Raw genomic sequence first — 19,033 nt, 5'->3', positions numbered from 1 at the left:
GGCCACTGGGGCGACCCGCCTCGGCATTGCAGCGACGCGCCAAAGATAGCGCTGTCTTTTCGCGATGCAATCGTGATGGCCCGGGCGGGTCGTCACGATTGCAGTGGTTCTATTTCAGCGCCGCCAGGGCCTGGGTAAAGACGCTGGCACCGAGTTCGGCCGAACTGAAGGAGCCGCGCATGAAGGCGAACAGCTCGCGGCCACAGCCCACGCTCTCAGTGGCCGAGGGCTGCACAGGCTGGCGCGCGGCCAGCTCGGCGGCGTCGACGTTCACCTGCAGCTCGCCGCTGCTGCCATCGACCCGCACGATGTCGCCGTCGCGCAGGCGCGCCAAGGGGCCGCCATCGATGGCCTCGGGGTAGACGTGGATGGCCGCGGGCACCTTGCCGGAGGCGCCGGACATGCGCCCGTCGGTGACCAATGCGACCTTGAAGCCGCGATCCTGCAGCACGCCGAGGTAAGGGGTCATCTTGTGCAGCTCGGGCATGCCGTTGCTGCGTGGCCCCTGGAACAGCATCACCGCGACCAGGTCGCGCTCCAGTTCGCCGGCCTCGAAGGCCTCGACCAGTTGCTGCTGGTCATGGAAGATTCGTGCCGGCGCTTGCACCACCTGGTGTTCCGGCGCCACGGCAGAGATTTTCATCACCCCCTGGCCGAGGTTGCCGCGCATCACCCGCAGGCCGCCTTCGGCCGAGAAGGGCCGCGCCACCGGACGCAGGACATTCTCGTCGAGACTCCGTGCCGGACCGTCGCGCCAGACCAGCCGGTCGCCATCGATGAACGGCTCCTGGGTGTAGCGGCGCAGGCCGTGGCCCACGACCGTGTCCACGTCCTCGTGCAGCAGGCCGGCGTCGAGCAGCTCGCGCACCAGCAAGGCCACGCCGCCGGCGGCCTGGAAATGGTTGATGTCGGCCTTGCCGTTGGGATAGACGCGGGTCAGGGTCGGCACCACCTCGGAGAGGTCGGCCATGTCCTGCCAGGTCAGCTGGATGCCGGCGGCCTGGGCGATGGCCGGCAGGTGCAGGGTGTGGTTGGTGGAGCCGCCGGTGGCATGCAGGGCGACTACGGCGTTGACCAGCACACGCTCGTCGAGCAGGCGGCCAAGCGGCGTGAAGCTGCCGCCCTGGCGGGTCAGGCGCACCACCTGGCGCGCGGCCTCGTCGCTCAGCCACTGGCGCAGCGGGGCCTCCGGGTTGACGAAGGATGCACCGGGCAGGTGCAGCCCCATCACTTCCATGAGCATCTGGTTGGTGTTGGCGGTGCCGTAGAAGGTGCAGGTGCCGGGGTCGTGGTAAGCCTTCATTTCGGCTTCGAGCAGTTCTTCGCGGCTGGCCCGGCCATCGGCGAAGCGCTGACGTACATCGGCCTTGTCCTTGTTGGGCAGGCCGGAGGTCATCGGCCCGCTGGGCATGAACAGCGCCGGCAGGTGGCCGAAGCGCAGGGCACCGATCAGCAGGCCGGGGACGATCTTGTCGCAGATGCCCAGGTACAGCGCCGCGTCGAACATGTTGTGCGACAGGGCTACCGCGGTAGACAGCGCTATCACTTCGCGGCTGGCGAGGGACAGCTCCATTCCCGGCTCGCCCTGGGTCACGCCATCGCACATGGCGGGCACGCCGCCCGCCACCTGGCCGACCGAGCCGATTTCGTGCAGCACGCGCTTGATCCGCTCGGGGTAATCGACGTAGGGCTGGTGCGCCGACAGCATGTCGTTGTAGGCGCTGACGATGGCCACATTGGCCGAGTCCATCAGGCGCAGGCGCTGCTTGTCGCTACCGCCGCAGGAGGCCACGCCGTGGGCGAAGTTGGCGCATTGCAGCTTGCCGCGCTGCGGGCCGTCGCTAGCCACGGCCTCGATCATGGCGAGGTAGCCTGTGCGAGTGGCACGGCTGCGTTCGATCAGGCGCTCGGTCACCTCAAGGATGCGTGGATGCATGGGCGGACTCCAAATCGGGTGTTCGTGTGAGCAGGAGCGGCACTGCGCCGTTCCTGCCGGTGGCTGGGGCGCCGCCGCGCGCGGCGCACGATGGCGTCTGGCTCAAGTGCTCTCGCGCAGCATCAGCTCAAAGCCCAGATCCTGTACCTGTTCAGGCAGCGTCTGGCCGCCCATCAGGGCAAGCAGCATCTCGGCGGCGCGACGGCCAATCGCTTCGCGCGGCGTGCGGATGCTGCTGAGCCGCGGCACGCAAAATGCTGAGGCGGGCAGGTCGTTGAAGCCGAGCACCGAAATCTGCTCGGGAATGCGGATGCCCAGGCGCAGAGCTTCGAGCAGGGCGCCCTGGGCAAGGTCGTCGTTGCCGAAGAAGATGCCGTCCAGGTCCGGATGCTCGGCGACCAGGCGGGCGAACAGTTCGCAGCCCAGGCCGACGGTCGAACGCCGGGGCGTCAGCACTTCCAAAGCGGGGTCGTAGAGCCCGGCCCGCTGCAGGGCGCGGCGAAAGCCCTCACCGCGCAGCAGGGTCCGCTGATCCAGCTGGGCGCCGACGAAGGCCAGGCGGCGGCGGCCTCTGGCGACCAGGTGTTCGGCGGCGCAGGCGCCAGCCTGTACCTGGGAGAAACCCACGCAATGCAGGCCAGCGCCCGGATCGATGTCCATCATGTAGACGCAGGGAATACCGCTGGAATCGAGCAGGCGGCGGGCGCTCTCGGTGCGCTCGAAGCCGGTCAGCAGGATGCCGCGGGGCTGGTATGCCAGGTAATTGCGGATCAGGTCTTCTTCTTCATCGCGCGAGTAATGCGAGTTGCCGATCAGCACCTCGAGGCCGCGCGGGCGCATGACATCGTGGATGGCCTCCAGGGTCTCGACGAACAGCTGGTTGGTCAGCGACGGCACGATCACGGCAATGGTCTGGCTGTGCGAGGAGGCGAGCGCGCGGGCTGCCGGGTTGACCACATAGCCCAGCTTGCTGGCGGCCTCGCGAACCTTGTGTGCCAGCTCCTCGGCGACGCTGGGGATGCCGCGCAGGGCACGAGACGCGGTGATCGGGCTGACGCCGGCGTGGCGGGCAACTTCATTGAGGGTCGGCCGGCCGGTCGTGCGGGTGCTTCTACCAGTTTTGGAAGTGCTCATCGGGGACATATCGCATGTTCTATATTTTTTATTCTGCTGCACTCGGCGCCTGGATCGCGAGCCCGGCGAAGCAATCAGCCGGGCGCACGAGAGAAGACGTCGGCGCACCCCGAGGCGGATACCCCGCATGACTCCCGGCCTGCCGCTCTTGCCAAGACGAAACATGCCACCTAGGATAGCGCTGTCTTTCCAGCGCGGCAACGCTAAAGCGTCAGGCATAACCATAAATAGCGGCATGTTGATGGAATTTTCGCTGCCGTTACGACAAAAACTACAATGCACTTTGGCGCTCCTCGCTTCACCTCAATGAGATAGCGCTATTTTTACGAGGTACCGTACCTATGCAACCAAGCATCAATGCACTGGTGATCATGGGTGTCGCCGGCTGTGGAAAGAGCAGCGTCGGTCATGCCATCGCGACCCGTACCGGCGCCGCGTTCATCGAAGGCGACCAATTTCACCCCGCGGCCAACATTGCCAAGATGAGTTCGGGCATCCCCCTCGATGACGATGATCGTGCCGGCTGGCTGGCTCGTCTCGGTGAAGAGCTGTGCAAGGCGACCCGCAACGGCGGGCAGGCGGTGCTGACGTGCTCTGCGTTGCGGCAGGCCTACCGCAGGCAGCTACGCCAGGCGGTCCCCGGCCTGGGCTTCGTCTACCTGGAGCTGACCCGCGAAACGGCGGGTGAACGGGTCGCCAGCCGCCCCGATCACTTCATGCCGGCCAGCCTGATCGACAGTCAATTCGCCGCCCTGGAACCGCCTACCGCCGAACCCCTGACCCTGGTGCTCGATGCCACCCAGCCCGTCGACCAGCTCAGCCGCCAGGCCGAAAGCTGGTGGAAGTCGGTGAATGCCCTCGCGAGGCAGGCCTGACCGCAACCCGTTCACTTGCCATTCCTCTACGACAAGAATAATGAGGTAGACCATGAACCCACTGGCTTCCACACCCGACGCCACGGTATTGCTGCTCACCGCCACCGCTGCCGTCGCATTGCTGCTTCTGCTGATCATGCGCTTCAGGGTGCATGCCTTTCTTGCGCTGGTCCTGGTCAGCATCGTCACCGCGTTGGCGACGCACATCCCCTTCGATCAGGTCGTTCCCACGCTGCTGAGCGGCTTTGGCAATACTCTGGCTGCGGTCGCCCTGCTGGTGGGCCTCGGGGCGATGATCGGGCGTCTGCTCGAAGTGACGGGCGGCGCCCAGGTGCTGGCCGACACGCTGATCGGCACCTTCGGCGAGAAGCGCGCACCGCTGGCGCTCGGGATTGCGGCGCTACTCTTCGGTTTCCCGATCTTCTTCGATGCCGGCCTGGTGGTGATGCTGCCGATCATCTTCAGCGTGGCCAAGCGCTTCGGCGGCTCGACCCTGCTGTATGCCTTGCCGGTCGCCGGTGCCTTCGCGGCGATGCATGCGCTGGTGCCGCCGCATCCCGGCCCGGTCGCCGCTGCCGATCTGCTCGGCGCGAACATCGGCCTGCTGGTGATCATCGGAGCGCTCATCGCGCTGCCAACCTGGTACGTCGGCAGCTACCTGTTCGGCCAGTGGGCCGGCAAACGCTTCGACCTAAAGCTGCCGGCGACCTTTCTGACCGACACCGAGCGCGACAGCTCGGTGACGCCACCCAGTTTTCCCCTGGTATTGGCCATCCTGCTGCTGCCGTTGCTGCTGATCTTCCTCGATACCGGGCTCAACACGCTGACGGTCATGGGGTATGTCGAGGCCGGCGATAGATGGGTGCAGCTGCTGCGCATGATCGGCAAGACGCCCGTGGCGCTGCTGATCACCACCTTCTTCGCGTTGCTGGTATTCAGCGGGCGCTACACCCCCAGGCATCTGGAAAAAGTCTGCGAGGGTGCGCTCGGGCCGATCTGTTCGATCGTGCTGGTGACCGGTGCCGGCGGCATGTTCGGCAGCGTGCTGCGTGCCAGCGGCATTGGCGACGCGCTGTCGTCACTGCTGGCCGATACCGGGCTGCCGGTGATCGTGGCGGCCTTCCTGATCTCCGCCGCCCTGCGCGTGGCGCAGGGTTCGGCCACCGTGGCGCTGACCACTGCCGCCGCGCTGATGGCACCGACCGTGGCCGCCACGCCGGGCCTGAGCCAATACGACCTGTGCTTCATCGTCGTCGCCATCGCCGGTGGTGCGACCGTGCTGTCGCATGTCAACGACTCCGGTTTCTGGCTGGTCAGTCGCTTCCTGCAGATGGACGAGAAAACCACCCTCAAGACCTGGACGGTGATGGAGACCCTTCTCGGCGGTATCGCCTTCCTGCTGGCGCTGATTGGCAGCTTGCTGCTCTGAGCCACCCCGTCCCCACATACGCAAGACCCGCCAGTGACGGCGGGTCTTGTCGTGCCGGGCAGTGTGGCGCAACGGCGGCGCCCGGCCTTTTTAGGCGAACACGCGGAACCGCTGTTCGTCGTCGATGAAGGCCTTTTCGCCGAAGCCGCCCTTGTTGGCACCGAAAGGCATCTGGGCGCGCAGCTTCCAGCTGGCCGGCAGGTTCCATTCGGCGGCGACGGCCGCGTCGGGCAGCGGGTTGTAGTGCTGGAGGCTGGCGCCGATGCCGGCGTTGGCCAGCGCGGTCCACACGGAGAACTGGGCGATGCCGCTGGCCTGCTCGGACCAGACCGGGAAATTGTCGGCGTAGGTCGCGAACTGCTTCTGCAGGCCGGCGATGACGTCCTGGTCTTCGTAGAACAGGACGGTGCCGGCACCGGCAGCGAAGCTGTCGATCTTGGCTTCCGTCGTGGCGAAGGCATCGCCCGGCACGATCTTGCGCAGTTCTTCCTTCACGAAGCCCCAGAACAGGTCGCTCTGGGAGCCGTACAGGATCACCGCGCGCGAGCTTTGCGAGTTGAACGAGGACGGCGACAGCCTGATCGCCTCCTGGATCAGCAGGGTGACTTCTTCCTGCGGCAGCGGCAGATCCTTGCCCAGCGCGTACTGGCTGCGGCGACTCTTGATGGCATTGATGTAGGCATTACTCATGCAGATGTTTTCCTATCGAAGGGTTCGGTCAAGATGAAACTCAAAGCCAGCGGCACCACGGGGTGCCGGGCCCTGCCAAGAGGCTCTGTGGCGACGATCATAAGAGTGCAAAGCGGATGCGAGAACAGGGGGAATCGAATAGCACGCTTTCCACTTTCACCAGGGTCGGTTGACGTTTCAGTGTGCGGGTAGCGTCGACATCGCCGCGGGGACGCCGCGTCCATGCCCGGCTTCCATCATCTGCGGGTTGTTCCTGGCGAGCCCGGCTCCGGCCTTCTTGTTTTGGGAGAGGACTTGACTCCAGTCGTTGAGCAGCATGGCGTGTCTCCGATTGTGGGGGAGTGAAATGCCAGGGCCTCGTCCCGGCATGTGGCAAGCATTCATTCAGGCGGGTTGGCCAGCGCCTCGCTCCAGGCACGGATGCCGCCCTGCAGCGCGAAGACACGGGGACGCCCCGTCGCCCGGATGCGTTCGGCCAGGTAGGCCGCCGACACCTCGCTGGGGCAGTCGCAATAAACCACCACCAGGGCATCGGCAGGCAGCGTGTTCAGTTCATGCGCCTTGGCGTCGAGGCTCATGTGGATGGCGCCGGGGATACGCACCTCGCCATCGCCGAGGTCGCTGCGTACATCCACCAGGACATGCGGCAGCCCCTGGGACTGCAGGGTCTGCAGGTCGCCGACCTGCAGCCGCGGCACCTTGTGGCTGCGCCGCATCAGGCGTGCCCGATGCGCCCATTTCCAGACCAGGAAGGCCGCGAACAGGGCGAGCACGACAAGCGTGCCCGGCAGCACATAGCGGGTGAACAGCGCCAGGATGGCCCACACGGCGTTCTCGAAAACGATGCCCATCATCAGCGCCGAAGCGACCCAGATGGCGGAACCGGCGGCGTCATAGAGCAGGAAGGTCACCAGCGAAGTGCCGGAGGTGCCCGCCATCAGCGTGGTCATGGCCCCCGCCCCGGGCAGGAACTTGGCGATCAGCAACAGCCGCGGCCCCAGCTGGCGATAAAGGTGGGTGCTCTTGCGGATGCAGCTGTCCGGCGACAGCGAGACCCGGCAGATGCCGCGCATCAGCCAGGTGCCATGCCGGCGCCCGAGCCAGAACCAGACCGTGTCGGCGATCAGGCAGGCCAGGACGGCAAGCCCGAACACAGTGGCCACCGAGGCCCCATTGCCGCCTTGCGCCAGCGTCCCGGCCACGACCAGGGACGGATAGGCGGGGATCGGCAATCCTGCCTGCTCCAACAGGATGTTGAAGAACAGCAGGGCCAGTCCGTGCTCGGCCAGCGATGATTGAAGCGCCTCGGTGAAAGCCATCGGTCAGAACCGCTGCTGGTAGTAGAACTGAGTGAAATTTATACCAATAGGCGAGCTGAGCCTCATGCGGCAGCGGCATGGACGGCAAGAGATATCTGTTTCATCGATTCACAACTTCCAACGGCTCGAAACCGAGCGCTTAGCAGCAATGAGCATCGCCCGAGGCCGATGCGATGAGGAGCACGGTCGCGAGGTTCAGCGCGCGCTGCGCTTGCGCCGGCTGTCCAGGCTCAGCAAACCACCGCCGAAGGCCACGATCTGCAGCAGGCCACCCGCGACGACGATGTTCTTGAAGAAGTGGATCGACTGGTTCTGGTCGCTGAGCTGCAAGTGGAAGACCAGCGCCGTCACGACCGAGAACACGGCCAGGATGGCGGCCGTCAGGCGCGTCTTGTAGCCCAGCACGAGCATGATCGGCAGCACGATCTCGACGAACAAGGCAATTGCGTAGCCCAGCGTGGGCACTGGCAGGCCGGCCGATGCGATATAGCCGATGGTGCCGGCTGGCGCAGCCAGTTTCCCGAAGCCACTGACCAGGAACAATGTCGCGATGAGTACACGGCCAATGACGGCAATGAGCGGGTGATTACGGTTTTCCATGATGCGTTACTCCAGTTGGTTGCGAAAAAAGGTACCCATGCCGTGGTCGCGGCGACCACAGCAGATCGTTCTGTATTCATTGGTTCGGCATTGGCCCTGAAGGCCGCCAGGCGGACTCAGGAATCGGGCCAGCGCCCTCCCCTATGCCCGCCCGGATGGGGCTTCGGAACCGCTCCGTAGGAACCCGCTTGCGGGCGATCGCTCCAGCACAACGCCGATCGCCGCAAACGGTTGGGCGAGTGCCTCACACGGCCCAGCAGGAACAGCCCAGGGCGCCGAAGAAGCTCCTGGCGTCCGATACCGGCACATTGGAGCCCCAGGCACTGGCATGGTCATGGCCATGCAGGCCGCAGGAACTGGCGCAACCGCACGAGGCCGCAGCATGGGCGCGTACCGGCGCCAGCGAGTTCCGCCCTGCGCCATCCGGTTCGCCCCAGGCGCCGTAGCCCTTGAAGGTGCGCGTCGGCGACCAGTCGGGCATGGCCGGTGGCAGCGGGTTGTCGTCCAGCGGCGCGAAGTCGCCGGCGCCATAGACCACGCGCCCGCCGACCACGGTGAGGTCCGAGGTGAGGAAGGAGATCTCGTCCTCGGGCACCGTGAAGTAGTCCTTGCTCGGCACGATCAGGTCGGCGAACTGGCCCACTTCGATGCGCCCGCGCTTGCCTTCCTCGTTGGAGAACCAGGCAACGTTCTCGGTCCACATGCGCAGCGCTTCTTCCCGGTCGAGCAGGTTGGCCCGCGGATACAGGCCGAGGCCGCCGACGGTCTTGCCGGTGATCATCCACGACAGCGACACCCAGGGGTTGTAGGACGCCACGCGGGTGGCGTCGGTGCCGGCCGAGACCTTCACGCCCTTTTCCAGCATGCGCTTGACCGGCGGCGTCGCCTCGGCGGCGCGGGCGCCGTAGCGCTCGACGAAGTATTCGCCCTGGTAGGCCATGCGGTGCTGCACGGCGATGCCACCGCCAAGCGCGGCGATGCGGTCGATGGACTTCTCCGAGATGGTCTCGGCATGGTCGAAGAACCAGTTGATGCCCTGCAGGGGAATGTCCTGGTTGACCTTCTCGAACACGTCCAGCGCGCGGGTGATGGTCTCGTCATAGGTGGCGTGCAGTCGCCACGGCCACCTGTTCTGCGCGAGGATGCGCACCACTTCCTCGAGTTCGCCCTCCATCTGCGGCGGCATGTCCGGTCGCTCGACGCGGAAGTCCTCGAAGTCGGCCGCCGAGTACACCAGCATCTCGCCGGCGCCGTTGTGGCGGAAGTAGTCGTCGCCCTGCTTGTACTTCACGCTGGAGGTCCACTTGAGGAAGTCCTCCTTTTCTTCCTTGGGCTTCTGGGTGAACAGGTTGTAGGCCAGGCGCACGGTGATCTGGCCTTCATCGGCCAGCTTCTGGATGACTTCGTAGTCCTCGGGGTAGTTCTGGAAACCGCCACCGGCGTCGATCACCCCGGTCACGCCCAGGCGGTTCAACTCGCGCATGAAGTGGCGGGTGGAGTTGACCTGGTAGTCGAACGGCAGCTTCGGCCCCTTGGCCAGGGTGGAATAGAGAATCATCGCGTTGGGCTTGGCCAGCAGCAGGCCGGTGGGGTTGCCGTTGGCGTCGCGGGTGATCTGGCCGCCCAGCGGTTCCGGGGTGTCCTTGGTATAGCCCACCGCGCGCAGGGCCGCGCCATTGAGCAGCGCGCGGTCGTACAGGTGCAGCAGGAACACCGGGGTGTCGGGTGCGATGGCATTGATTTCGGCGATGGTCGGCAGGCGTTTCTCGACGAACTGGTGCTCGGTGAAACCACCGACCACGCGCACCCATTGCGGCGCGGGCGTGACAGCGACCTGGCGCTTGAGCATGTCCAGCGCGTCGGCCAGCGAGCGTACGCCGTCCCAGCGCAATTCGAGGTTGTAGTTCAGACCGCCGCGGACCACATGGGTGTGGTTGTCGAACAGGCCGGGCAGCACGCTGCGGCGCCTGAGGTCGACGACGCGCGTGGCGCTGCCGGCCAGCGGGAGGATTTCCGCGTCGCCGCCGACGGCCAGGAAGCGACCGTCCTTGATGGCGACGGCGCTGGCGACAGGGTTGCTGCGATCCAGCGTGGTGATCCGGCCGTTGTGGAAGATGACGTCAGGTACGGAATCGGACATGGAAGACGCTCCTTTTCTGAATGCTTCAGCGACCGCGCCGCGGCCCAGGACGCTGTTCAGCGCCAGCGCGGACGCCAGCGTCGTCGCGGCACCGAGAACTTTTCGCCGGGATGTCATGGGTTTTGGCTCCAGTTGATTAATCGACTGCCTTCACCCGTCCCCCCCTCGAGCCCGCCACTGCGCCGCAGTCTCGAGGGGTGGGCGGGGTTTGCTCATGCGCGGTCCTCATCGGATGCCTTACCTGCGGCGCTCCGGCCGGGCAACTGACCGAGTACGTGGTCGGCTGCCCGGGCCTTGTCGCAGGCGGCACTGAAGGCGCTGCCATTCAACAACTGCTTGCCGACCGGGATGACCTGCTCACCGAGCAGGATGCCAAGCAGGCCGACCAGGGCCACCAGCGGGGGCGCGGGAGAACGGACACTCAATAGACTGTAGATGATGCCGACGAGCAGACCGGCTCCCAGGGACAGAACATAGAGTTTCATGGCTCACCTCGGATCAGAGCGCGGGGTACGCCGGGCGGCTGCCGCGCTCGCGGCAGTGCCCGGTGCCTGTGCCTGCCTTACTGGGCCGGGTTCGGGCCGACGGTCTCGCCGTGCTGCACGCGCTCGGGCGCCTTGTGCACCATGGTGTAGGCATAGTCGACGCCCATGCCGTAGGCGCCGGAATGCTCGCGCACGATGTCCATCACCGCATCGTAGGTGTCGCGGCGCGCCCAGTCGCGTTGCCATTCCAGCAGCACCTGCTGCCAGGTCACCGGCACCACGCCCGCCTGGACCATGCGGTCCATGGCGTATTTGTGCGCGTCGGCCGAGGTGCCGCCGGAGGCGTCGGCGACCATGTAGATCTCGTAGTCGGTGTCGTGCAGGCACGACAGGGCGAAGCCGAGGTTGCAGACTTCGGTCCACAGGCCGGAGACGATGATCTTCTTGCGGCCCTGGGCGGCACCGACGGCCAGCGCATCGCGCACGTTCTGGTCGTCCCAGGAGTTCATCGAGCTACGCTCGAGGAGTTTGTGGCCGGGGAACACGGCCAGCAGCTCGGGATAGGTATGGCCGGAGAAGCTTTCGGTCTCGACCGTGGTGATGGTGGTGGGGATGTCGAACACCTTCGCCGCCTTGGCCAGGCCGACGACGTTGTTCTTCAGCACCTGGCGGTCGATCGACTGCACGCCGAAGGCCATCTGCGGCTGCTGGTCGATGAAGATGAGCTGGCTGTTCTGCGGGGTCAGCACTTCGAGGTATTTATTGGACATGATGCTTCTCCTTTGATGGGAGCGGATTGAGTCATGGAACGCAAGAGGCGGCGGGTAATGCGTGACGCAAGGGGCGCCGCCAGCTCCCCCTGCGCCAAGCGGAAACTCAGCTGGCAGCGTCCACCAGCACGAGTTCGGCATCTTCGAGGGCGGTGACGCGGATCACCTCCTCACCACTGATGGCCGCGCCATCGCGGGCATCGAGGTGCACGCCGTTGACCTCGACCTTGCCGCTGGCCGGGACCAGATAGCCGTAGCGTTCAGCATCGGCAAAACGGTATTCGGCCGTCGCCCCCGCTTTCAGCGTGGCCCCGAGCAGCCGTGCATCGGTACGGATCGGCAGCGCGTCCTCGTCACCTTCGAGGCCGCTGGCCAAGGCGACGAACTGGCCGGAGCGCTCGCCCTTGGGAAAGGGCTTGGTGCCCCAGGCCGGCGGCTCGCCGCTGCGGTCGGGAAAGATCCAGATCTGGAAGATCCGCGTGATGCCGGGTTCGAGGTTGTATTCGGAATGGCGAATGCCGGTGCCGGCACTCATTACCTGCACGTCGCCGGCGAGGGTGCGGCCTTTGTTGCCGAGGTTGTCCTGGTGGGTGATGGCGCCTTCACGGACGTAGGTGATGATTTCCATGTCCGCATGCGGGTGCGGCGGGAAGCCACTGCCGGGCTGGATGGTGTCGTCATTCCAGACCCGCAGCGCACCCCAGTGCACGCGCGCCTCATCACGGTATTCGGCGAAGGAAAAGTGGTGCTTGGCATCGAGCCAACCATGGTTGGCTCCACCGAGGCTGTCGAAGGGGCGACGTTCGATCATGACGTCCTCCTGTTGGCGTCTGATTACGATGGCCTCAGCTTATGCCGTTCTCCTCCCCTCCGGAATACGATGAATCGAATTACATTCTTTCCATTATTGAGATGCTGTTTTCATGCTTCCGTCATCATTCCGCGGTGCTCAGAAGAGTCCTGCTAGAGGCTGGCTATCGGAAGCTGGCGATGACTCCATTCACAACGATCCATTCGATCGCCTGTTGTTCGGGCAAGCGTTCACTGAAGGTTTCTTTCTAGTCACAAACGATCTGGCCACTGCGAAATACGTCGGTTCTATCAGGACGTCAGGTAGTATCACCTGACGCTCAGCCAGGAAGCCCCAACACGGAGCAGCCAGATGGGCGGGCCCTCATGCGTGAGAGATAAGCTCCGAGCCGTGGCCAATGACCGAGCCAGTCAGTAGCCGGGGTCATGGCCAGATAGTCGAGCATGGGCGTCAGCAATGCGTCCGCCAAACTGTAATGTTTCCCACATAAGTAGGGATGTTCATCTAATTGAACATCGAGGATGGCGAGCGTTGCTTCTACCTGCAATTCCGCACTAGCCAATGTAGCGGGATCAATTACTGTGGGCCGGTTGGGTCCAGCAACAAGCAGCAAGTAATCGCGTACAAGATCTTTGTCGACAGAGGTGACCAAGGCACTCGACCATTGGTCGACCAATATCCGTGTGGACATTTCGAATGGTTGAAGAGAATTCTCTGGAAACGCCGTGTCCAGATAACGGCAGATCGCATTAGTCTCGAACACATGCGCGTCTGCATGAAATAGCACCGGCACCTTCCCAAACGGATGATAATTCCGGTGCGCCTCACTGCGCCAATCAATCGCTTGCCCCTTCAGATTCATGCCATAGGTGTAGCTCAGGCCTTTTTCCTCGCAATACAGACGAACACTGCGGGCAAGGGTGCTGAAATCGGGGCCAAAAATATGCAGTTCCATATGCGCCTCTCTTGTTGGACCAAGGCTGGAATTCTGCAGCCCATCACCTTATGTTCAAGAACATAATCACAAGGAGAGCGTTTATGTCTTGGCCTACTCAGCAGCGCGATCGGACTCGTACCCGCATCTTGGAAAGTGCTGCACGGTTATTTGCACTGCGGGGTTTCGAACAAGTAGGCATTGACGAACTGATGGCCGATGCAGGTCTGACGCGTGGCGCGTTCTATCACCACTTTCAAACCAAGGCAGAACTCTATGCCGAAGCCATTCGGTACTCTGCCAAGGCAGGTAGTGAGCGACTTGACGAGCTGGGTGCCTATGGATTGGGCGATTTGATAGAGGGCTATCTTCGGCTTACCCATGCGCAAGGTGAGTCAATGAGATGTCCGCTGGCGTTCATGGCCACCGACGTGACCCGGCAAGAACCCAAGGTACGACAGGCTTACAGCACGGCGCTTCGAAACTTCGTGGGGCGTTTGGAGGCGACAGCGCCGGCCATAGATCGCCAGCAAGCACTACAGACCACCGTTGCGCTGATAGGCGGCGTGGTGCTGGCGCGTGCGGTTGACGACCCCCATCTCGCAGAGGAACTACTCGCAGCCTGCCGATCAGACTGCTATGCCTTACTGGCCAATCCGCAGGAATCGGATTAGCGAAGAGGCTAAGCGCCCGAGCTAATGTTCGTCCTATACAGGGGTACGATCACTTGATGAACGTCCTGATGTCCGCCATACCAATCGGTCGCCCCAGCCCTTAACCGCTCTGTGCCCACGGCGCGGCGGCGAAGCGTTCGGCCAGATAGTCGATCAGCGCCTGCACGCGGGCCGGGCGGCTGCGGCCCGGAGGAGTCACGATGTGCAGGGCGATCGGCTCCACCTGCCAGTCGTCCATCGCTGTCTCCAGCGCGCCCGACTGCAGGTCCTTCCAGGCCAGGAATTCCGGCTGCAGCGCCAGGCCCAGCCCCGCCCGCAAGGCCGGCGCCAGAGCCTCGGCGTTGTTGGCCAGCAGCGATGCGGAAATTGCCTGGGCGAATTCGCCATGCCGTTTATGGCGGAAGCGCCAACTGCTGCCGCCGCGTGAATAGCTGTATTGCAGTGTGCGATGCCCGGTCAGCTCGCGTGGATGGCTGGGGCGCCCGTGGCGCTCGAAATAGGCCGGCGCGCCAACCAGCAGAATGCGCACGGTGCACAGGCGGCGGGCCAGCAGGCTGGAATCGGCCAGGGTCGAGATACGCAGGGCCAGGTCGAAGCCCTGAGCGACCAAGTCGACCAGCTCGTCGCTGAAATGGGCGTCGAGCACCACGTCGGGATGGCGCGCCATGAATTCCGGCAGCACCGGTCCCAGGTGCGAGACCCCGAACGACATCGGCGCGGCGATCCGGATGGGCCCGCGCAGGCTGGTCGACTGCTCGGTCACCTCGGCCTCGACCGCCTCGCCCTCGGCGAGGATGCGGGCGGCGCGCTCCAGCGCGGCGTGGCCGCTCTCGGTCAGCGACATGCGGCGCGAGGTGCGATGGAACAGCATGGTTTTCATGCGCCCTTCCAGGCGCGTGATGGCTTTGGAAACGGTGGCCTGCGACAGGCCGAGTTCGGCGGCGGCGCGGGCGAAGGAGCCCGTTTCCGAGACCGTGGCGAAGATCGCCCAGGCTTCGAGATCCGGCAGTTTTTTCATGGCAGTCCTGGAAATGATCCGATCACATGGATTCCATGGGATTCTCCACGATCAGTATGAAACCCGCCACATACAACAACAAAATAGAAAGAATGGCTTTCCATTGGTTCCATTCTCAATTATTGATTTCGCTGCCTATAGTGACTTCATCGAAACGAACTCGACCCGAAAGTACCGCTTCGCCGGCGCCAACCGCTATGGCTACCTGGTGCCGGCCAACGGCGAAGCGCCCATCCGTATCAGCGCCAGCGAGGATGCCGAGCTGGTGCTGGTGGACGCCGCAAGCTGAGCGGCAATACTCAAGGTGCGGTTTTCGCGGCACCTGCGTGCCGGCAGGGCCACGGCGACCGCCGCATGCAGGCTCCTGCCGGACGGCGGTTCCAGGTGAGCAACCACTATTCGATGCATGACCAATCAGGAGTGCAGCATCCATGACAGCACCAGCGTCCACGTCTGCCGGCGGTTTCGCTCCGCTGCGGCAGACGCTGTTCAGCGTCCTGTGGGTGGCGACGATCATCGGCAACACCGGCAGCTTCATCCGCGACGTCGCCAGCGCCTGGATCATGACCGACCTGTCGCCATCGCCGGCGGCCGTCGCGCTGGTACAGGCCGCCGCGACGTTGCCGATCTTCCTGCTGGCGATTCCCGCCGGCGTGCTGTCCGATATCCTCGACCGGCGCCGACTGCTGATCGCCATCCAGCTCCTGCTGGCCAGCGTCAGCGTCTGCCTGATGCTGCTGTCGTTCGCCGGGCTGCAGTCGATCGCCTCGCTGGTGACCCTGACCTTCCTCGGCGGCATCGGCGCGGCGTTGATGGGGCCGACCTGGCAGGCCATCGTCCCGGAGCTGGTGGAGAAGAAGGACCTCAAGAGCGCAGTGGCACTCAATTCGCTGGGCATCAACATCGCCCGCGCCATCGGCCCGGCGATGGGCGGCCTGATCCTGGCCAGCCTGGGGGCGGCGTTCACCTATGGCGTCGACGTCATCAGCTACGTCTTCGTCATCGCCGCACTGCTGTGGTGGCGGCGCCCGAAAGCGGAACAGGATGTGCTGGCCGAGCGTTTCCCCGGCGCCTTCCGTGCCGGGCTGCGTTATGCCCGCGCCAGCCGCGAGCTGCATGTCGTGCTGGTGCGCGCCTTCGTCTTCTTCGCCCTGGCCAGTTCGGTCTGGGCGCTGCTGCCGCTGGTGGCGCGCGGCCTGCTCGGCGGTGGCGCCGGCTTCTACGGCATCCTGCTCGGTGCCGTCGGCCTGGGCGCGATCGTCGGCGCCATCGTCATGCCGAAGCTACGCGAACGGCTGAGTGCCGACGGCCTGCTGCTGCTGGCGGCGCTGGTGACGGCGGCGGTCATGGCCTTTCTCGCCTTCGCGCCGCCAAAGTGGGCGGCGGTGGCGGCCCTGCTGTTGCTGGGCGCGGCCTGGATCAGCGCGCTGACCACGCTCAACGGCGTGGCACAGTCCATCCTGCCGAACTGGGTGCGCGGGCGTTCGCTGGCGGTGTACCTCACTGTGTTCAACGGCGCCATGACCGCCGGCAGCCTGAGCTGGGGCGCGGTGGCCGAGCTGATCGGCGTCCCCTTCACGCTGCTGGCCGGCGCCGGCGGGCTGGTCGTGGCGGGGCTGGTCGCCCATCGTCTCAAGCTGCCCAGGGGCGAGGCCGACCTGATGCCCTCCCGGCACTGGCCCGAGCCGCTGACCGCGGCGCCGGTCGAGCATGACCGGGGCCCGGTGCTGATCCAGATCGAGTACCGTGTGGCTCCGCAAGATCGCGCCGAGTTTCTCAAGGCGCTGGCCCGGCTGTCGGCCGAACGCCGCCGCGATGGTGCCTACGCCTGGGGCATCAGCGAGGATACGGCCGACCCGACGCTGATGCTCGAATGGTTCCAGGTCGAGTCCTGGGCCGAGCATCTGCGCCAGCACAACCGGGTATCCAAGGCGGACGCCGACATCCAGGCCGATGTGCTGCGCTTTCACCAGGGCGAGGACCGGCCCGTGGTGCGACACTTCCTGGCGTTCAACCATCCGGGCGAAGGGCGGGCGTAGCGGGCGCTCAGCGGGCCGGCAGCTTTCTCACCTGCTCCAGCAATGGCCCGCACTGGTCCGCCTGACCACCGCTGGGCGCGACCAGTGCGAGCAGGCCGGCCACCGGACCGACGGTGCTGCCCAGCACGATCAGGCCCACACTGCGCAACGCCAGCGGGCCGGCATGGACGCCCGGGCGCGGATTCTTCAGGGTGCCGCGAACGTAGAGCGGCGAGCGCAGCGAGATGATGCGGATGCCCTTGGAACGCGGCACCACGTCCAGGTCGATGTTTTCGCTCTTGAAGTCGACCTGGCCGGTGACATTGATCACCGCATTCTCGGTGTCCAGCACGAACAGCCGGGGCGCGGCCAGGCCGTCCTTCATGCCCAGATCGACCACCGCGCAATTGATCTGCACCTCTTCGTCGCCGAACAGCCGGCCGACCAGGTAGTTGCCGACGTTGAGGCCGGCCAGTTCCATCAGCCCGCGGCTCACGGTGCCATCGTTCATCAGCAGGCGCAGCTCGCCATTGGCGCTGCCGAGCAGCGCCGCCACCGAATTGCCGGTGCCCTGGATATCGGCTGTGCCGTTCAGCTCGCCGAGGCTCTTCTGCATGGCCTCGACCGTGGGGAACAGCTGGCGCAGCTTGAGCGAACGGGCTTCCAGCCGCATCCGGCCGGCCAGCGGCGTGCGCTGCCCATCCAGGCGCACGTCGGTTTCCAGGCGGCCGCCGGCGACACCAAAGCTCAGCGGCTGCAGGCGCAATACGCCGTCGTCGAGCAGCACGTGGGCGTTGAGGCCCTGGATGGGCAGGGCCTCGTCGTGGACGATGCGCTTGCCGACGAAGCGCACGTCGGCGTCCATGTCGCGCCAGCGGTCGGTGCGGAACGCTTCCACCGGCAGCGCCTTGGCCGCCGGCTGCTTGCGGGACGCGCCGCGCGCCTGGCGCGATTGCTCGGAGTCGGCGCCGATCAGCGGCGCCAGGTCGGCGAAACGCAACTGGTTGGAGGTCAGCTCGCCGCTCAGCCGCGGGCGCGGCTCACCGGCGACGTAGCTGAGGTCGCCATGGATGTCGCTGCCACCGATGCGGCCGTTGAAGCCCTGGTAGTGGAACGCGGCGCCGTCCGGGTCCTGCAGGTCGGCACGCAGGCGGCCGTCGGTGGCATAGGCGCCGGTGTCGGGCAGGGTCACGCCGATCAGCGGGTAGAGGTTGCCCAGGCTGTCGCCGGACAGGCGCAAGCGCAGGTCCAGCGCGCCCAGGTTGCGCGGGTCGGTCAGGGTACCCTCCACCGTCACCCGGGTCTTGCCGGCGCGCAGGTCGACCTGCAGCGGGAAGGGCAATGTCGCATCCTGCAAGGCCAGCAGGCCACCCACACGGCCCTCGCCGGCCAGCGGCTGGCCAGCGTAACGGCCCTTGGCGTTCCAGGCGAAGGCGTAGTCCTGGGTCGCCGCACCCTGCGCCTGGCCCTCCCCGCTCCCTTCGCCCTGGGCCGCGCCGAGAATCTGGCTGTAGGGCACCGGCTCGCCCAGCGGGGTGACGTTCAGTTGCAACTGGGCGCGCGAGAGCGGGTCGTCGAGGCTGACGCTGCCCTGGTCGAAGCCGATGGTGCCGATGTCCAGCACCCAGGCCGAAGGCTTCTCGTCCGCCGCCTCGTCGCTGGCGGCCAGCTTCTCGAAGGTCCAGTTGGCGCGGCCGTCGGCGAGCCGCTCGAGATGCGCCGACGGCCCGCCCAGGGTGATGGCCGGGATGCTCACGCGCTTGCCCAGCAGCGCCAGTGGGCGCAGCTCCGCCGCGACGCTATCCAGGTGGATGAAATAGGGCGCCTGGCCCCATTCGGCATTGCCCAGGGTGATGTCCTCGGCGATCAGGGTCGGCTGCGGCAGCCAGGTGCGCCAGCCCGGCCGTTCGCGATCGCGCTGCCAGCGCAGGTCCAGCTCGCCCTGGATGGCGAACGGCCGGCCGAGGGTGTCGGACACCCGCTCGTTGAGGGTGGGCCGGAGCAGGTTCCAGTCGAAGGTGGCCAGCAGCACGACCAGCGCCACGGCCAGCACCGCCACGCCGCCCAGCAATCCTAGGAGAAGTCCACGCGTTCGGCTCATCGCGCTCTCGCTGTTTCCGCTTAGCAGGCATGCTCGTCTTGTTTCGACTGGCATCGGACCGGATCGACTCCCCAACGGCCGGCATTTCCTTGTCCATCG

General features: G+C 65.5%; 18 protein-coding genes. 5 read left to right on the top strand and 13 right to left on the bottom strand.

Annotated features, from left to right (window positions below):
• Window positions 1–109: 109 nt before the first annotated feature.
• Both edd and CXK94_RS14280 read right to left on the bottom strand, forming a co-directional pair.
• Window positions 110–1,936 carry a phosphogluconate dehydratase gene (gene edd, locus CXK94_RS14285; RefSeq protein ID WP_102894847.1) on the bottom strand — a complete coding sequence of 609 codons (1,827 nt, stop codon included), beginning with the start codon at window positions 1,934–1,936 and terminating at the stop codon, window positions 110–112.
• A 102-nt stretch (window positions 1,937–2,038) separates the two neighbouring features.
• Window positions 2,039–3,070 carry a LacI family DNA-binding transcriptional regulator gene (locus CXK94_RS14280; protein ID WP_102894859.1) on the bottom strand — a complete coding sequence of 344 codons (1,032 nt, stop codon included), beginning with the start codon at window positions 3,068–3,070 and terminating at the stop codon, window positions 2,039–2,041.
• Window positions 3,071–3,411: 341 nt separating this feature from the next.
• Between CXK94_RS14280 and CXK94_RS14275 the strand changes: the two genes are divergently transcribed.
• Window positions 3,412–3,945 (top strand): gluconokinase, encoded by a 534-nt coding sequence (locus CXK94_RS14275; protein ID WP_102894846.1) that lies wholly within the window; start codon window positions 3,412–3,414, stop codon window positions 3,943–3,945.
• Between the two features lie 52 nt (window positions 3,946–3,997).
• Window positions 3,998–5,374 (top strand): GntP family permease, encoded by a 1,377-nt coding sequence (locus tag CXK94_RS14270; RefSeq protein ID WP_102894845.1) that lies wholly within the window; start codon window positions 3,998–4,000, stop codon window positions 5,372–5,374.
• 90 nt (window positions 5,375–5,464) lie between these two features.
• Here the strand turns inward: CXK94_RS14270 and CXK94_RS14265 are convergent, their stop codons facing one another.
• The 9 genes from CXK94_RS14265 to CXK94_RS14225 form a co-directional block, all read right to left on the bottom strand.
• The gene (locus CXK94_RS14265) at window positions 5,465–6,064 is read right to left on the bottom strand and encodes a nitroreductase family protein (protein WP_102894844.1); all 600 of its coding nucleotides are present in this window, start codon (window positions 6,062–6,064) and stop codon (window positions 5,465–5,467) included.
• Window positions 6,065–6,241: 177 nt separating this feature from the next.
• Window positions 6,242–6,382 (bottom strand): hypothetical protein, encoded by a 141-nt coding sequence (locus tag CXK94_RS22435; protein WP_180984426.1) that lies wholly within the window; start codon window positions 6,380–6,382, stop codon window positions 6,242–6,244.
• Window positions 6,383–6,444: 62 nt separating this feature from the next.
• Window positions 6,445–7,383: a VTT domain-containing protein gene (locus CXK94_RS14260; RefSeq protein WP_102894843.1), complete on the bottom strand. Its 939-nt coding sequence runs from the start codon at window positions 7,381–7,383 to the stop codon at window positions 6,445–6,447.
• Window positions 7,384–7,578: 195 nt separating this feature from the next.
• A complete protein-coding gene (locus CXK94_RS14255; RefSeq protein ID WP_102894842.1) occupies window positions 7,579–7,983 on the bottom strand; it encodes a DoxX family protein in 405 nt (134 codons plus the stop codon).
• A 244-nt stretch (window positions 7,984–8,227) separates the two neighbouring features.
• The gene (locus tag CXK94_RS14250; protein ID WP_102894841.1) at window positions 8,228–10,240 is read right to left on the bottom strand and encodes an amidohydrolase; all 2,013 of its coding nucleotides are present in this window, start codon (window positions 10,238–10,240) and stop codon (window positions 8,228–8,230) included.
• 95 nt (window positions 10,241–10,335) lie between these two features.
• On the bottom strand, window positions 10,336–10,608 hold the full coding sequence (locus tag CXK94_RS14245; protein WP_102894840.1) for a XapX domain-containing protein: 273 nt from the start codon (window positions 10,606–10,608) through the stop codon (window positions 10,336–10,338).
• A gap of 77 nt (window positions 10,609–10,685) precedes the next feature.
• The gene (locus tag CXK94_RS14240; RefSeq protein ID WP_037038802.1) at window positions 10,686–11,378 is read right to left on the bottom strand and encodes a hydrolase; all 693 of its coding nucleotides are present in this window, start codon (window positions 11,376–11,378) and stop codon (window positions 10,686–10,688) included.
• 106 nt (window positions 11,379–11,484) lie between these two features.
• Window positions 11,485–12,189 (bottom strand): pirin family protein, encoded by a 705-nt coding sequence (locus CXK94_RS14235; protein WP_102894839.1) that lies wholly within the window; start codon window positions 12,187–12,189, stop codon window positions 11,485–11,487.
• Window positions 12,190–12,508: 319 nt separating this feature from the next.
• Entirely contained in the window at window positions 12,509–13,144 is a 636-nt protein-coding gene (locus CXK94_RS14225) for a glutathione S-transferase family protein (protein ID WP_102894838.1), read from the bottom strand.
• A gap of 83 nt (window positions 13,145–13,227) precedes the next feature.
• Between CXK94_RS14225 and CXK94_RS14220 the strand changes: the two genes are divergently transcribed.
• Window positions 13,228–13,797, top strand: a complete 570-nt coding sequence (locus tag CXK94_RS14220) for a TetR/AcrR family transcriptional regulator (protein WP_102894837.1) — start codon at window positions 13,228–13,230, stop codon at window positions 13,795–13,797.
• Window positions 13,798–13,897: 100 nt separating this feature from the next.
• Here the strand turns inward: CXK94_RS14220 and CXK94_RS14215 are convergent, their stop codons facing one another.
• Entirely contained in the window at window positions 13,898–14,815 is a 918-nt protein-coding gene (locus tag CXK94_RS14215) for a LysR family transcriptional regulator (RefSeq protein ID WP_102894836.1), read from the bottom strand.
• On the opposite strand from CXK94_RS14215, the gene CXK94_RS22285 reads away from it, so the two are divergent.
• Together CXK94_RS22285 and CXK94_RS14205 are read left to right on the top strand one after the other, a co-directional pair.
• The gene (locus CXK94_RS22285; RefSeq protein ID WP_146032312.1) at window positions 14,814–15,104 is read left to right on the top strand and encodes a hypothetical protein; all 291 of its coding nucleotides are present in this window, start codon (window positions 14,814–14,816) and stop codon (window positions 15,102–15,104) included. The two genes, CXK94_RS14215 and CXK94_RS22285, sit on opposite strands and share 2 nt — an antisense overlap.
• Before the next feature lie 142 nt (window positions 15,105–15,246).
• A complete protein-coding gene (locus tag CXK94_RS14205) occupies window positions 15,247–16,854 on the top strand; it encodes an MFS transporter (RefSeq protein WP_102894834.1) in 1,608 nt (535 codons plus the stop codon).
• A gap of 7 nt (window positions 16,855–16,861) precedes the next feature.
• Here CXK94_RS14205 and CXK94_RS14200 read toward each other — a convergent pair whose 3' ends face one another.
• Window positions 16,862–18,934, bottom strand: coding sequence for an AsmA family protein (locus tag CXK94_RS14200; RefSeq protein ID WP_102894833.1), 2,073 nt, complete (start codon window positions 18,932–18,934; stop codon window positions 16,862–16,864).
• Window positions 18,935–19,033 lie beyond the last annotated feature (99 nt).

The sequence above is a fragment of the Stutzerimonas stutzeri genome, from assembly GCF_002890915.1.
Classification (GTDB): Bacteria; Pseudomonadota; Gammaproteobacteria; order Pseudomonadales; family Pseudomonadaceae; genus Stutzerimonas; species Stutzerimonas stutzeri_AF.
The sequence above is the reverse complement of the archived record's forward strand: the minus strand, read 5'-3'. Positions and strand labels throughout refer to the sequence as shown.